Origin of the sequence: Corynebacterium pseudodiphtheriticum (assembly GCF_023509295.1) — a bacterium.
In the GTDB taxonomy this organism is placed as follows: Bacteria; Actinomycetota; Actinomycetes; order Mycobacteriales; family Mycobacteriaceae; genus Corynebacterium; species Corynebacterium pseudodiphtheriticum.
In genome coordinates, this window is record NZ_CP091864.1 from 1,652,921 (window position 1) to 1,666,846 (window position 13,926).

Sequence of the window (13,926 nt, forward strand, 5' to 3'; positions counted from 1 at the left end):
CTGATTTCCGCTAATTTTGCAGCACTTTCGGCTCTACAAGCCCAAGTTCAAATCTCCCGCACGGTAGCGCGAGCCTGGGATGGCGTCGATAAGCGTCCGGGTGTAATCCGTGCTCGGCTGGCTAAATATTTTCTCCGTAGCACCGTATTCCACCTGTTTTCCGCGCGAGAGCACTGATACGGAATCCGATATTTGATTCACGACCGCCAGGTCATGCGAGATGAAAATATAAGTAAGCCCGAGTTCTTTCTGGAGATCATCGAGCAGACGAAGGATCTGCGCCTGTACGGTGACGTCCAGTGCTGATACGGCCTCGTCAAGAACAATGAGTTCTGGTTCGATGATGATCGCCCGCGCAATCGCCACCCGCTGGCGCTGACCACCGGAAAGCTCACTGGGTTTCCGGGTAGCCATCGAAGAATCTAGCGACACCTGGTCCAGCACTTCCTTGGCTTTCGCCCGAGCGCTACGCCGCGAAGCACCGAAGAAATTGCGCACTGGTTCGGCAATGCTATCGCCAATGCTCAACCGCGGATCCAACGAGCCAAAAGGGTTTTGGTACACCATCTGGATGGCTCGCCGAAGTTCGCGTTGGCGTCTACCGCGAGCCGTCGTTATTTCTTCCCCGTGCAACGCGATGCTTCCGGCAGTTGGACGGCTAAACAGAGAGATTGCCCGCCCGGTCGTGGTTTTACCGGAGCCCGACTCCCCCACGAGCGCGTGCGTGGTACCCGGCGCGACGCTAAAGCTCACGTCGCTCACCGCTGTGAAGTCCCCAAATTGTTGGGTCAGCCCGGTAACCGTGAGCAATGACTCCTGCGCCTGTGGCGTCTCTTGCCCGCGACGGGAGGTGCCCAGGTGCGGTGAGCTTAACGAAGGAGCATCTGCGAGTAGTCGTTTGGAGTACTCGTGCTGCGGCTTGGTTAATACCCTTGCCGCAACCCCAGATTCACGCACCATTCCTTTTTCCATCACCACGATCTTGTTTGCGCGATCGCCAGCCACCGCCAGATCATGAGTGATAAGCAGTATGCCCATCTTGAGTTCATGGCACATGTTGTCTAGGAGGTCCAAGATGATCTTCTGCACGGTTACGTCCAATGCAGACGTCGGCTCGTCGGCGATGATCAATTCGGGTTCCAGCGCCACTGCCGCGGCAATCAAGACGCGTTGTTTCATGCCACCGGAGAGTTCATGCGGGTACTGCTCGTAACGACGCTGTGGATCATCAATTCCTACTCGTTCCAAGAGCTCAATTGCGCGCCGTTTACGGGTGGGCTTATCACCAAAGTTGTGGATGCTTAAGCCTTCTTCAACAGATGCACCAATTGTTTTGAGTGGATTCAGCGAATTATTTGGATCCTGTGGGATTAAACCGATGCGTCGACCGCGTAGCTGTCGCCATTGCTTTTCCGACAGCTGCGTGACTTCTTGCCCGTCGAAGGTAATCGAACCGGAAACAATTGTCGCGTTTTCTGCAAGCAGGCCAATCGCAGCCATAGCTGAAGTGGATTTTCCGGATCCGGATTCTCCCACGATGGCCGTCATTTCGCCTGGAACCACCTCAAAGTTGATGCCGCTGACGGCTTCCACCTCACCGTGTTCGGTGCGGTAAGTAATGGAAAGATCAGAAACAGATAGCAGGGACATTATGCTGCCTTTCGCAAAATCTGGCTGAGGTGGTTCGCTGCGAGTACCACAGCAACAATGACAAGTCCGGGTGCCAAGGTAAGCCAACCAGCGGTGGCGATATAGTCGCGTGATTCCGAGATCAACAGCCCCCATTCTGGCGTCGGCGGCGGGGCACCGTAGCCGAGGAATCCCAGGGTAGCCAGCTGCAGAATTGCTAGGCCGAATTGCAAAGCGGCAACAGCGAACACTGAGGTCAGCGAATTTGGCAGGATATGGCGCATGAGTACTTGCAGTGGTGTTCCGCCCGAGCCGTAAGCAGCTTCGACGAAATCAGCACCGGCAACACTGAGCACCTGTGAACGGGCTAATCGGGCGAAAGTGGCAACCGAGGTAACGCCCACTGCGATCGCAGCATTAAAGATGCCGTGCCCCAAAACGATGATGACCGACAGGGAAAGCAAAAGTGCGGGGATGGATAGCAGCACATCGACAACGCGCATTATCGCTGCATCCAACCATCCTTTATTTACCCCTGCGATCACGCCGAGGAGCGTTCCGACGACGAGGCCGAAAAGCACGGCGAGCAGGGCCCCGAGTAAGGATTGCCGGGCGCCGTAGACAACCCTGGTGTATAGGTCGCGTCCGACCGCGTCGGTGCCGAACCAATGCTGAAAACTTGGAGCTAGTAATGCGGTGGTGTCGCCACCCTGGTTCGGATCTTGCGAAGTAAACAACTGCGGCACCAATGCACACAGCACTGCCAAGCCAAGCACGATGAGTGAAATAGCTGTACCGGGACGAACTTTAAGTTGTGCGGGTTTTAGCTGCATTTTTGCTCTTCCTTTTCGTGCGGTTCTGAGGCATTCCGGGAAGCACCTACCGCGTGTGCAGATGAAGAAGTTGCGGAAGGCTGTGCTGCGGAATTTACGGCAGTGCGGCGCTCCCGAAGGCGCACATCGAGCACTGGATAAAGAAGGTCAACCACGAGGTTGATGAGCACGAAGACCACCGCGGCAAGCACCACGATCGCCAACAACACCGAGGTGTCACGGTCTGCAACCGCATCCACCGTTAAGGCCCCAATGCCGTGCCGAGCAAAAACGGCTTCTGTCACCACGGACCCGCCGATTAATTCGCCAAAGGTAAGCCCAGCCATGGTCAATACCGGCAGGAAGGCGTTGCGCAATACATTTCGCCACAGCAGCCATGTCCCGCTTGCGCCTTTAGCACGCACCACTTGTACGAAAGGCATGTCCATAACTTCGTCGATCGAGCGCATGAGCACCTGGGCCAGCGGCGCAGATATCGCGATAGCCAAGGTAATGACTGGAAGCACCAGTGATTGCACAGAATTCGCGCCGATAACCGGCACCCAGCCAAGCCCGAAGGAAAAGACTTGAATCAAAATAATACCGATCCAAAAGGTGGGCACCGAGACCATCACCGAGGGCAAGCTACGTGACAGGCTTCGCAACCACTTCATTGGCCCGAAGGTAGATAGCACCGCAATACCGAAGGCGAGGATGACCCCCACCACAAACGCGGATAATGCCAGGGCCATTGTGGACGGGATGGCATTAGCGAGCATCTCCGAAACCGCAGTGCCTGTTGCCACGGAATAGCCGAAGTCGCCAGTCAGGAATCCTGTGAGAGCAGAAAAATACCGTGAGATAAGTGGTTCATCAGCGCCATAAACCTCCCGGATTTCGGCCAGCTGCTCCGGGGTGAGGCCTAGATTGGGATTGTCGTAACGAGCAGCCACAGCATCGCTGGGCAAAGCGCTGAGCAAGATAAACGCCAGCGTAAACGTCGCCCAGATAACTAAAATGGACTGGCCGATTCGTGCAAATATTGATTTCCGACTCATTACTTCCCCCGTCCTTGCACAGGGTTAATCTCTACTGCGTAAAACGACGGCCGACCAATGGCTTCCGTCGTAAAGCCGTCGACATGCGGTTGTGCACCGTAGACTTGTGGTTCTTCAAACAACGGCAGAATATAGGCTTGTTCTGCCAGGTAGTCTTGCATTTCGGCAGCTTTTGCCAGGCGTTGTTTCTCGCTGGTCAGGTGGAAGTAGTCATCCACCAGCGCTTGCAATTGCTCATCGCCGTAACTATCGGTTTCTGCATCGTAGTTCAAGAAACTATTTCGCCCTCCGCCATCAAGCCAGGTGGCTAGCGTGTCGACGTTTGCGCGTCCGGTCATAGTGTGCCGTACTTGCACGAGCTCCTGATCCTTCATTGCCTTGGTTTGGGCTGAACGATCTCCTGGGTACAAATGCGCTTCTACCCCAATGTTTTTCAGCATCTCTTGCGCTTTAGTAAACATCTCCCGGGACCGCGGTTGCGGCACGGCTTCGTTAAAGGTCAGGGAAAGCCGTTGGCCTTCTTTAGTACGGATCCCGTCGGCACCACGTTTCCAGCCTGCGTCGTCGAGCAATTGCTCTGCTTTGTCTGGATCGTAGGCGTAGTGTTCTGACTCGTCTTGGAAGCCAATTGCGGTGCGCGCCAAGATCGATGCACCTTTCGGGTACGAGTCCGAATAGAGGGTACGCAGGATATTGTCGCGGTCGATGGCGTGAATGAGTGCCTGCCGGACCCGGATATCTTCCACGAGAGGGTGCCGGAAATGGAAGTGGTAGCTATTGTTGACGCCGCGCGTAGGGGCCGCGAGAATCTGTAGATTCTGATCCTTTAAGTGCTTTTCATCTGGTGCTTCGATCTGGCGGGCCACATCAGACTGCCCTGCAACTAGCGACCCCACGCGCACGGAATCTTCTTCAGCTAACACGATATTCACCCCGGCAATGTCTGCCGGGCCTTGCTGATCACCCCGGGCCGGCGGTGCCCACTGGTAATCTTCACGCGCCTTCAGCACCAGTTTTGTGCCGAGTTCTTCTGCGTCGATGAAGAAAGGACCAGAACCAGAGATCGCTGTGGCATTGCCTGGGGCAAAACCAGAATCGTCAAGATCCAAGGTTTCGTTGGACAGCAGCCCTTGGTTCATGACTGATGTCGCTTGTGGGAAGCCCGGGGATGGCTTCGTGAAATAAAACTTCACCGTGTAATCATCAATGACTTCGGCTTTGTCGTAATTCGGGAGCTGTTCGGAGGGCGTTAATAAGCGTGCCTCGTCGCCTTTCGCGTAGAGGTCATAGTTCTTCTTCACGTTCGCGGCATCAAGCACAGAACCATCGGAGTAAGTAACGCCCCGGCGGATTCGAAACGTGAATTCCGTATTATCCGCATTTGCTTGCGGTAATTCTTCTGCAATCCACGGGTGAAGCTCTAAGGTTTCCGGGTCTTGCCACAGCAGCCGGTCCGTAATGTTGTTTAACACGCCACCATTTGGGTAATAACCGCCAGAAGGTGGATAAAGGTTATTAAACATATTCGGTTCCACGTAGGTAACCATGCCCGTGTCAGCCGAATCAGAAGTATTCGCGCAAGCGGCTAAGGAGAGCGCCATCGCGCCACCCATCGCTGCTGCGAGCACTTTCACGCGCCGTCGTAGGTTTGTCATAATCGTGAGTTTCCTTCAGTTCTAAAGCGAAGCCCGCTAATTAGACCACATAAGAAAGCTACACACAAGACCGTTCGGTCTATTGATTCACCTCGATAGATATGGCAATTGCACAAACCATACAGACAGTACAGTCTATAGTTCACGCACCAACTAGTCGCCCAATACAATACCTGGCTGCAAACGACCGTTAGATTCTTTTCGAACCCCAGGATTTGTATCAAAACTAGTCAGGCGCCAAAACGCGCCCGCAGCCGACTGAAGCGCTCCCCATTAGTTGGGCTGAAAAATCAGTTTCTGACTAGTGGGGAGTACTTCAAACTCAGCATGAAGGGGGTCCTTCGTTTTCAATTTTGGAGTAACCCCATCCCCTCGGTCGTCTCTGGAATTTGGAACTAAATCGTCAGATCCATGAACCTAGGGTTGGAACCGAAGTGTGTTCTCAGCCACTAAATCCAGACAATATTGCCAAAACTGATGATGTACAAAAGGAAGCTCACCATATACGCTGCCCACAGCAATAGCACCGGAGAAAACCCGGCAGCAATAGCCAGGACAACAGCACGTGGTGAACGAGCAACAACCCCTAAAATCAAGGGAATAACGGCCAACCCGAGGGTCCAACCTAGTGCAGTGACGGAACCATCCGGAAACAATGGCGAGATAAACTGAATTCCCACGACGCATGCGGATAAGGCGCAGGAAGTTTTTCGCAGGGATAACGCCATTGGTTTCCTCGGATTTTGAGTTAAACGACAAAAGGGAATGTGTATATCCTTAAGATACAGCACACTAAACCCGACCTAGATTTTTAGCACTACTATTCGATAATCCATTAGTGCTGTGCAACTCATTTACTATAATTCCTCTGTGTGGCACTGAATTCGAATAAGAAGAATTACCGCTTAGCAGACATGAGCATAACGCCGGATCACGAAATTCCGTACCCCTGATCCCGACGAACGTGCTGAGATTATCGAAGATCGAGTGGACATGGCTGAATTTGGCACGGTCCTTAACATTCGTGAGTGGCGAGCTCACGATGACTCCGTTGAACAATTCGCAATCATGCTCGACATCACTCCGAACCACGAAGCTTTCGACCGCTGCAAACCACTAAAAGGTAGCTCCAATGAACTTACACACGTAAGACGCACGGATACCTGGCACAGGACGCTCCACAGCCACCAATTTTTCATAGATTCATTCGAACAGGAACGGGAGGTTCATGCAGAGATCGTCGGCGGAAACAAAACACCGGATTCGCGTCGAGTGGTTAACGCAGCTTTCGCCGAGTACTACAGTGAACTGCTATACAACCCTTTCGAATACTTGGAGCGCTGGGAGAAAGGCAAGCAATGAACGAGCTGAAAAAGCAGACTTACCGCAAACGCATAGCTGTAGCGGAGATTTTCCGGTCTGCCCTCCGACAAAACGATGAGCGGAATCGTTTTTTAACCGAAATCGGAGCCAGCGACATGCCTGTCATCATCCCTGCTTTAGATAAGACTCTTGCTGTAAATATTCAGCACGCTGCCCAGCGCTATTTCGATGCAGGTGAGCAAAAAGTTGTTATCCCTGTTTGGAACGACAGCAAGCAAAACGATACTTTCGAATTACGAGTTCTCATCTTATCTGAGCAGGATGCGCCCGGTTTCTGGTCGCTGAATAAGCATGAGTTCCAGGAGCATGCCACAATGGCCCAGATTGTCGAGGCTGCTGCCCCTGATAAGCAATGGCAATTTGCCACACTCAATACAGAAGAGCAGCAAGAATTTCAGAACCTCATTGGCTCTGCATAGCCTAGCCGTCCTGCTGTCTACCGAAAGCCAGAAGGAATGACCAAACCTCTTCGATTCAGTCATTCCGCTCTGCTCAAATTCGCGCGTAACCCCACCCCAATCGCCTACACTCTAAGCAGAGAATTGTCGGCAAAAGGATAAGCCCAAGGTGGCTACGCTTAGCATCCGGGAAATTGAGCAGCGCGTCACGCAGATCGCGGAGCAGGATGAGTTCGGCGATGATCTCCTTTTCGATCTCCTGCTCGCCTATGGCCGCGCGCAGTCTAATGTCACGCGTTTGCGCAAGGGCAGCTACAACGTGGCGGAGGATCCTTCCCGGGATTATGCCCAGAAGAACATCGTCTACTTCCGCCCGCTTGTCGACGGCGACGCCCCCACTTCCCCGGCTGATCGCGAGGCCAAGCTTCTCGACGCCGTCCAGCATTTGCGTACGCATGAGCGCGTGGTCCGTTACAACACGAGGTTTGTGATCGCCACGGACTACCACTGGTTAGCCGCGGTGGATATTAAGACCAACGAGAACCGTATTTTCCCGGGCTCCCTGCGCCTACACACCCTTCAGTTCATTGATCAAGAACTGCAGGAATTCTTCGACAATATCGCGCGCCGTAATCTCTGCGGCAACGCGTAAATGTTGTGTAATCACGGGGTCCAGCTCCCGCCGAAAAACTTGCAACTGCAATGATTCCGGAGTCGATACCCAGTAATCGTAAATTGGGTCATTCTCCGCCGGATTCCCGCCGTGATTTGCGGCAAAGATCTCCACTTCCCAACTGATCGGGTGCGGCTGAAGCCGCGGGCAATCTGCAAAAACACTAATCCGCATGTCTATCCCTAATTCATGAAAATCACGGATCCCGTCGCTTGAAGCCCACGGTTGCGCGGCGTCCTCTCCGGTCCTGACGCGTAAATTCAGTTGTTCGCCCACCTTACGCTCAGCAACTTCTCGCTCGAGTGCAGACACCAATAATTCATGCAGACGCACAGCACCTTCAGCCAATTGCTGCTTGCCGACGTCATCGTTGCCGATCGCTTTCGCCCCCGAACCGCTGTTTTTCTCAGCACCGGCATCCAGCAAGGCGCTCAGTTCAAGGTCCGCAGAAATTGCTCCGGATTCTTGCCCCCGTACCCCAGCAGCGCCTGCTTGCCGACGTCCGCCCGTACTATGCCGACGCACACTGCGTGCTATCGACCAGGCAGTGTCCACAGATTTTTCTGCGAGAAACCGCACTAACTGCGTGAAATGACCGTCGTCGGCGGCTTCCAACGCATCCAGATAATCGGCTCGTTGGTCATGGTAAATAACCAGCGGCACCCCGGGTGAACGGTATAAGAAGATACTTGCCAATGCCCGCGCTATCCGGCCGTTACCGTCCGCGAATGGATGAATACGTACAAACGTATAATGCGCATACGCAGCCTGCACCACGGGGTGCAGGGCAGCAAATGTCTCAGAGCTCAGCTCTGCTATAAACCTGGCCATTTCTGGAGCCGTGTCAGCAACCGGAGCATAATGGAAGGTGCTGCCGTCGTGCCGGGTGGGACTGTTCGGCTGTTTCTTGTATTCGCCTTTCGGCAGTTTTTGCTGCTGAGCTTGCAGCGTGCCGTTTACTGGCACGTATACCGTGATCTCGTCCTGGCTGCGCAGCATCACCGCGTGTAGTTCTTTAATCTCGGTTTCTGTCAGCGGATACTTGCCCGTGGTGTGGTCCAAGATGAAGTCAAACCCGGCTAGGGTGTCTTCAAATGCTGGCCGCACGTGCGCACCTCGTTGGTCCATCAATTGCTGCCACGCACCAGTTTGCTCTGCCACTGTGCGCGTGAAGCCACGATCCGTGGGAAAAATCCCCTCGATGGCATTCGTGTCGACGGCTGCTGCTCGTCGTGCAGCCTCTAGAGCGGAACCAAGAGCTTCAGTAGAAACTGTTTCTTTTGCTTCTTGCATCCGCGCGTGTGCGTTATCTACATCGCGCAACGACACCGAAAGCTCCGCCCATTGAGAAACACTAGGAAACGGCCGGTAACCGACCGCTTCATCAGCCATGGATTCAGGCGAGACATCAGCCGGATGATGCAGGTTGGTTTCGCTGTTTTCGGTCATACTGACACGCTACACCCCAGCGCGTTGCGCTTTCCGGGTTTGCCTGCCGCGGCGCACCAGCCACCAAATCAGGTAGAACGCAGTCAGCAGAGAGATGACCACCGAGGCCACCATCCACGGCTGCCACGGGCTGTAATAGCTGCGCGTCAGTGGTTGTTCCGGCATTTCTACTCGTTGCCCACGAACTAGCAGCCGGTGCGTGTTCAGACCATACGGGGTGCAGGTAACCAGAGTCATCTGGTCCTTGCCTTCCTCAGCACGTAGATGCTCGACTTCGTCGGGCAGCACGGTCTGAATCTGGTCCACCTGGTAGGCAATCTTCTGCCCCATCGATTCGACGGTAAAGATTTCGCCTTCTTCCACGCTGGTGAGGTTATCGAACATGGTCAACGTCGCCATTCCGGTGTGCCCGGTGAGCACGGAATGCGTCCCCATACCACCGACCGGTAAGTCCGTGCCAAATAAGTGCCCGACGCCCGCGGCTAAAACATCTGTCGAGGTTCCGTGGTAGACGGGCAAATCAACACCCACCGATGGGATCTCGATGCGCGCCATGAGCCCGTCGACGTTGAGGTGGTTTTCGTAGTCGTGGTAGGCCGGCGAGTTGGTGTCCACGCCGTATTTCCACGGGTCGGAGACGGGAAAATCCACTAGCCCTTCGTTGTAGGCGTGGGTGTCGGCAAGTATCGGGTCGATGTATTCTGCGGGCAGCAGCGCAATGTCTTCGGAGTACTGCGCGGCGAGGTTGTGCTGTTCGACGTTTTTGTAGTGCGTCAGCACCACCGGCGATAGGAAAACCGCCAGCGCTAGCAGGAAGTACACGACGGAGCGGTAGCGTCGGCGTGGTTTTTGCCGCGTGCTGTGGTTGGTGTGCATGTGCCTGGGCCTAGGCGATGGTTTCTAGCGCTGCGGCTTCGCGTTCTGCTGCCTTTCGTGCGGCGCGCTTTTTCCATTCGCGATAAGCAACGATTGCGAGCACCACCAGGATGATGAACAGATCAAGATACATCCACCAGCTCAAGTGCGGCATCCACGATGTGCGGGTTTCTTGGGCTTCGTCCATTGGCACGCGTTCGGCGTTGACCAGCAGCCGGTCTGTGTTAATTCCGTACGGGGTGCAGGTCACCAGCGTCAGTTTGTCTTTGTCGTGTTCGTAGGTCACTGCATCATAGTCATCCGGTCCGACGACTTCGCGTGCGTTAACCTGGTAGAGCAGCTTTTCGCCCATGATGTCGATGTAGACATCGGCGCCGTCTTTGATACGCGGCAGATTGTCGAACATAGTGGCGTTGACCATGCCCGTGTGCGCGGAGATCACCGAGTTGGTGCCCAGCCCACCGACGGGCAGCGAACTACCGAACATGTGTCCGGCGCCTTCGTAGAGCACGTGATCCGCAGTTGTGTGATAAACCGGCAGGTCGACGTCGATCGACGGGATGGTGATACGCGCGATCACGCTGTTAGTCTCGGGGGCGTTGAGCGTCGACATGTAATCGTCGAAGCCCGGCACGCCTTCTTCTGGTGGCATGGCGTGGTGGCCTTGGCGTGCTAAGCGTTCGTTGTATTCGCGGGCTTCTTCGAGGTACTTGGCAACGCGCTCGCTTGGCTGAATCTTTTCGATGTTGTCGGAGTAGCTGCGTGCTTGCGCGTCTAGTTGATAGTCGTTGTAGATGGTCGCAAATATTGGGTACAGCAGCACCGCGATACCGAGGATGAGGTAGATGGCACTGTTAGATTTTTTGCGCTTCGCGTGTCGCGCACTCTGCTGCTGGCGCGGCTGCCCACCGCCGGAGGGCTGCTGTGCAAGGAGGGTCATTTAGTTTTCCTCTTTATCATCACGAAGGTACCGCCACAATCCGTACAGCAATGCTAACAGGCCAAGTCCCAGAATCCAGACCATGGTTTGCACACCGGTGTTTGGCAGCATCTGGTCGATGAGTTGGGAGAGCTTGGTTGCACCGTAGCTAGATTGTTCCGTTTTCGGCTCTTGTCCTTCTGCAGTGGCAGTGACTGTGAACGTGTCTCCGTCATAGCTGTAATCATCGCCAGCCTCTGCCGGGATGTGTACTGCAAGTTGGCATGTTAGCTCTGTTTCTGCGGGAATTGTCCCGGCTTCACGCAGATTGCCAATGTTTACACCGTTGGAGCCGGCGAAACAGTGTCTGATGACAGCAAGGTTGCCGTCTTCTGGGATGGTGAATTCCTCCCCGCCGGATACCGCGAAGTTTTCGATCGTCCCACCCACTGTTACTCGGTAGCCAGCAAGTGAAGCATCAGTAAGCGAAAGATTGTCTCCAGCAGGTAACGGGAAATCAGCGTCGTTGCGCACCTTCAGGGTCATTGGCATCACTGTGGCATCATGCGGAAGCAACGCGTTGCGTCCGATATTGAATGGTTCCCGACCTTCAATGCGCTTGTCGACGGTGAACTTTAATTCCCGCGGACGGTAGTCGGATACCAAGCGCAGTTGATGGCTGTTTTGCCCTTCCGGAAGTTTTTCTGGAAGTTTGAAGAGGAATGCCAACGGCGCAGTGTCAGTATTATCGATGGTCCGCATGCCTGGGGATACTTCTTCACCGTTCAGATATAGCTTGCGATCAACCGGGCGGGGGCCGTCTGCTGATTCTTCAATCTCGAGCTTGCATTGGCGTTGCGTGGGCATCGCGTGGAAGTTTTGTTGTTCATCCAGTGCAATTGAGTTTCCGTCTCGGCGTACCTGTGCCCTTGAGTGAGCGTCTGGGACTGGATTTTTATCCTGATCAACAATCGAGACGCGATCACAGGTCAGATGGGAGCTAATCTGCTTTGTCTGAGCGGAGCTCAAAATAGCTTCCGGATTATTTTCCGGAATAAACTCGTAGTCCATCGTCACGGGGGCACGATCTGCCTGGTAGTTGTTCTCCAAGGCAATCGCATAAGTAACCGGCAAGCCGCCCCTACTATGTTGCACATTCCCGTGGGAAGGAACCTCACTCTTCCGGTTCACGTAAAAATTTAGGGTTTCGAATTCGCCCGGCCCAATTTTCGGCATTTTTCCACGGAACTCATCTGCAGCGTTACCTGGTCGAGCATTCGGGTGAGGCTTAATCGAGATGTTTATGTCCTGTTCTAAGCCATCCTGGGCACTGTCTTCTTCGAAAACTCCACAGCGCAACCGCTCGGGAACGGTAGCGATGATAGGTTGGCCATCAACTGGAACGTCTATTACGTTACGCAGCACAAGGTCTGTTTGATTCTCTGGGCTTTGTGCGAGGAAATATTCTGGGTAGGCCGCGCGTAAATCGTCATTGCTAAACGTCGTGGAGTTTACGTTATAGCCGCCGGTGCTACGACGGTCGACTGTACACTGGTACCCGATTTTTGCCGTCGGGGCCTCGCCTCCGGGATGGTAATCACTCGCTGCGGCAAAAGTTTTGCTCAGGTGCAATTCGGCTAGCTCGAATCGCGGGAGCCATTCAACCTCGCAGTAGGTACCGCCCATGTTTCGATTGCCTGCAGCAATGCGCACTTCGCTCATACCGGTAGCTGGGTCATTGAACATTTCGATCCCGTATTTTTCTAGCACATTGGAATCGAAATAGTTTTTGTGGCCGTTGACGTCCTGGTGATTATAGTTTGATGATTCCGCTTGCCCATCGGGCCTAAAACGTTCTAGCTTCACAGGCTCACGGAACGAAATTCCTGTCGCCCCATCTATCCCGTCGATGCTGACGCCTGGTACGCGGCACGTCCATTCGGGACGATACCGGTACAGCGCTTTTGCCTGGTCGCCTACGACTGCCCGAGAGGTAAATAATAGATCCGCATCTGGTTCAATCGCGTGATCACGGGGCACCGCATTGAAGCGGTGCACTTTGTGCGCATGCGGAACGAGCCCATAAGAACCATGTTTAAAGGACACCGGTTTGCTATTAACGGTGGCTGTCAGATCAAATTCAGTACGTTGGCCTGTGTAGCGTGATTCAAGCTCGGTGAGTTCGGGGCGCTCGCCGACTTTCGGGTGTACATCACCTCCAACACGGTCCACCACAATTGCGAAAGCTACAGCCTGCTTCGGGTTTCCTCCGGTACGGAGATCAATCTGTAAATTGAAGTTTTTGGGGTTCTTCATTGTGACAGCAAAGGATCCACCGTCGTTGTTTTGCGGCTCACAGCGGAAACTTGTTCCAGCATCCGAGAAGCTTCTCCTGCAGGAATTACTGTTACCTCTTGCTGATCCGCCAAATCCCATGTCTTTACCTGTTGCAATGACATCATCTGCGTCAGCAGATAAACTCCAGGATTCTGTTGGTTTGTCCGAGGTTTCCGCATCAGCAAATGCAAGACTGAAATTGTTTACTTGCCCACCATTGCCGTTTTTTTCGACGAGTCGGATATTTGAGAGATTAATGATGGCGTTTTGCGCATCTCGATTGCCTCGGCGAACAAAGTTTTTCTCGTATTGGATGACAGGCGCGGGATCGTTCAAAGAATTCGGAGGGAAAACTGAGTTGCCAAATGCTGCCCTGTTCCAGGTTATGTGTGAGGTTGCGCTGCCATTAGTGTGACCTGGCGTGCCAACGAATGCGGCCGAATACTGAAGCTCATATTCGCCGATCGATATCGGTTGCCCGGAGATGAGCTTTTCTGCCGAGAGCCAGCAGTATGAGTCTTCGAGTTTGTTGGTGTTGTGTCCGGTTCCGGCGTTGCGGAATGCACAGTCGCCAAAGTTAGAGTGCATAGCTGGGTTGGGTACGTCTGCGCGTGCGCGTGGGGTTGCGGGTGCTCCACCGAAGATCGAGATCATTGAGGTTGCTGTAAGCATGATGCTGACAACGACGAGCGCGAGCATTGTGCGCGGCTGAGTAATCAATCCAGATTCCTTACCGA

The 13,926-nt window shown here is 54.0% G+C and carries 12 protein-coding genes; 3 read left to right on the forward strand and 9 right to left on the reverse strand.

Annotation, left to right across the window (positions count from 1 at the left end; translation table 11 throughout):
- Positions 1 to 33 precede the first annotated feature (33 nt).
- The 5 genes from L9H78_RS07390 to L9H78_RS07410 form a co-directional block, all read right to left on the reverse strand.
- A complete protein-coding gene (locus L9H78_RS07390) occupies positions 34 to 1,650 on the reverse strand; it encodes a dipeptide ABC transporter ATP-binding protein (protein WP_249619697.1) in 1,617 nt (538 codons plus the stop codon).
- The gene (locus tag L9H78_RS07395) at positions 1,650 to 2,462 is read right to left on the reverse strand and encodes an ABC transporter permease (RefSeq protein WP_126843600.1); all 813 of its coding nucleotides are present in this window, start codon (positions 2,460 to 2,462) and stop codon (positions 1,650 to 1,652) included. Before L9H78_RS07395 ends, L9H78_RS07390 begins: the two co-directional genes overlap by 1 nt.
- Positions 2,453 to 3,499, reverse strand: coding sequence for an ABC transporter permease (locus L9H78_RS07400; RefSeq protein ID WP_249619698.1), 1,047 nt, complete (start codon positions 3,497 to 3,499; stop codon positions 2,453 to 2,455). Before L9H78_RS07400 ends, L9H78_RS07395 begins: the two co-directional genes overlap by 10 nt.
- Complete coding sequence (locus L9H78_RS07405) at positions 3,499 to 5,154, reverse strand: TIGR04028 family ABC transporter substrate-binding protein (RefSeq protein ID WP_249619699.1); 1,656 nt, start codon at positions 5,152 to 5,154, stop codon at positions 3,499 to 3,501. Before L9H78_RS07405 ends, L9H78_RS07400 begins: the two co-directional genes overlap by 1 nt.
- A 449-nt stretch (positions 5,155 to 5,603) precedes the next feature.
- The gene (locus tag L9H78_RS07410; RefSeq protein WP_249619700.1) at positions 5,604 to 5,882 is read right to left on the reverse strand and encodes a hypothetical protein; all 279 of its coding nucleotides are present in this window, start codon (positions 5,880 to 5,882) and stop codon (positions 5,604 to 5,606) included.
- 265 nt (positions 5,883 to 6,147) lie between these two features.
- On the opposite strand from L9H78_RS07410, the gene L9H78_RS07415 reads away from it, so the two are divergent.
- From L9H78_RS07415 to L9H78_RS07425, 3 genes are all read left to right on the forward strand, one after another.
- Positions 6,148 to 6,516, forward strand: coding sequence for a hypothetical protein (locus L9H78_RS07415; protein ID WP_249619701.1), 369 nt, complete (start codon positions 6,148 to 6,150; stop codon positions 6,514 to 6,516).
- Positions 6,513 to 6,956, forward strand: a complete 444-nt coding sequence (locus L9H78_RS07420; RefSeq protein ID WP_249619702.1) for a hypothetical protein — start codon at positions 6,513 to 6,515, stop codon at positions 6,954 to 6,956. The genes L9H78_RS07415 and L9H78_RS07420 overlap by 4 nt, the downstream gene beginning before the upstream one ends.
- Before the next feature lie 148 nt (positions 6,957 to 7,104).
- The gene (locus L9H78_RS07425; RefSeq protein WP_249619703.1) at positions 7,105 to 7,587 is read left to right on the forward strand and encodes a type IIL restriction-modification enzyme MmeI; all 483 of its coding nucleotides are present in this window, start codon (positions 7,105 to 7,107) and stop codon (positions 7,585 to 7,587) included.
- Here L9H78_RS07425 and L9H78_RS07430 read toward each other — a convergent pair.
- Genes L9H78_RS07430 through L9H78_RS07445 form a run of 4 tightly spaced genes read right to left on the reverse strand, consistent with a single transcriptional unit; the run spans position 7,504 to position 13,909 of the window.
- Positions 7,504 to 9,057, reverse strand: a complete 1,554-nt coding sequence (locus L9H78_RS07430; protein ID WP_249619704.1) for a Fic family protein — start codon at positions 9,055 to 9,057, stop codon at positions 7,504 to 7,506. The genes L9H78_RS07425 and L9H78_RS07430 overlap by 84 nt on opposite strands.
- A gap of 9 nt (positions 9,058 to 9,066) precedes the next feature.
- A complete protein-coding gene (locus tag L9H78_RS07435) occupies positions 9,067 to 9,933 on the reverse strand; it encodes a class C sortase (RefSeq protein ID WP_249619705.1) in 867 nt (288 codons plus the stop codon).
- A gap of 10 nt (positions 9,934 to 9,943) precedes the next feature.
- Entirely contained in the window at positions 9,944 to 10,873 is a 930-nt protein-coding gene (locus tag L9H78_RS07440; protein WP_249619706.1) for a class C sortase, read from the reverse strand.
- Positions 10,874 to 13,909, reverse strand: a complete 3,036-nt coding sequence (locus tag L9H78_RS07445) for a hypothetical protein (RefSeq protein WP_249619707.1) — start codon at positions 13,907 to 13,909, stop codon at positions 10,874 to 10,876.
- Positions 13,910 to 13,926: the final 17 nt, after the last annotated feature.

Bases quoted from the DNA above. Each gene is read 5' to 3' on its own strand.
- L9H78_RS07390 (WP_249619697.1), bottom strand. From the start codon at position 1,650: ATGTCCCTGCTATCTGTTTCTGATCTTTCCATTACTTACCGCACCGAA.
- L9H78_RS07395 (WP_126843600.1), bottom strand. From the start codon at position 2,462: ATGCAGCTAAAACCCGCACAACTTAAAGTTCGTCCCGGTACAGCTATT.
- L9H78_RS07400 (WP_249619698.1), bottom strand. From the start codon at position 3,499: ATGAGTCGGAAATCAATATTTGCACGAATCGGCCAGTCCATTTTAGTT.
- L9H78_RS07405 (WP_249619699.1), bottom strand. From the start codon at position 5,154: ATGACAAACCTACGACGGCGCGTGAAAGTGCTCGCAGCAGCGATGGGT.
- L9H78_RS07410 (WP_249619700.1), bottom strand. From the start codon at position 5,882: ATGGCGTTATCCCTGCGAAAAACTTCCTGCGCCTTATCCGCATGCGTC.
- L9H78_RS07415 (WP_249619701.1), top strand. From the start codon at position 6,148: ATGGCTGAATTTGGCACGGTCCTTAACATTCGTGAGTGGCGAGCTCAC.
- L9H78_RS07420 (WP_249619702.1), top strand. From the start codon at position 6,513: ATGAACGAGCTGAAAAAGCAGACTTACCGCAAACGCATAGCTGTAGCG.
- L9H78_RS07430 (WP_249619704.1), bottom strand. From the start codon at position 9,057: ATGACCGAAAACAGCGAAACCAACCTGCATCATCCGGCTGATGTCTCG.
- L9H78_RS07435 (WP_249619705.1), bottom strand. From the start codon at position 9,933: ATGCACACCAACCACAGCACGCGGCAAAAACCACGCCGACGCTACCGC.
- L9H78_RS07440 (WP_249619706.1), bottom strand. From the start codon at position 10,873: ATGACCCTCCTTGCACAGCAGCCCTCCGGCGGTGGGCAGCCGCGCCAG.